Consider the following 253-nt stretch of genomic DNA (forward strand, 5'->3'; position numbering starts at 1 on the left):
GCGCCAGACGTTGGCAAAAGCCAACTACCACCTGCGCGGCAAGGGCGGCCTCTCCCTGATGAAATGGCAAGGCACGCAAAGCAAGATGGATCCGGTTATCGATGAGCTACTGAGCGAGGCCCAGTTGATTACCGAGCCTACCCCGAGCGCATCGGCGAAACCCCCTGTCGCGAGCACCACCCGTCTCGATGAACGACTGCGCGAACTGCAGCAGCAAAACCTCGACTATGAGGCCTATCAGCGAGCTTATCGC

The 253-nt window shown here is 59.7% G+C and carries 1 pseudogene; it reads left to right on the forward strand.

Annotated elements, in window-relative coordinates:
* Window positions 1-253: pseudogene (locus AC0IYH_RS32840) on the forward strand (Sbal_3080 family lipoprotein); the annotation flags it as partial.

This window comes from Pseudomonas sp. AC463, assembly GCF_979253585.1.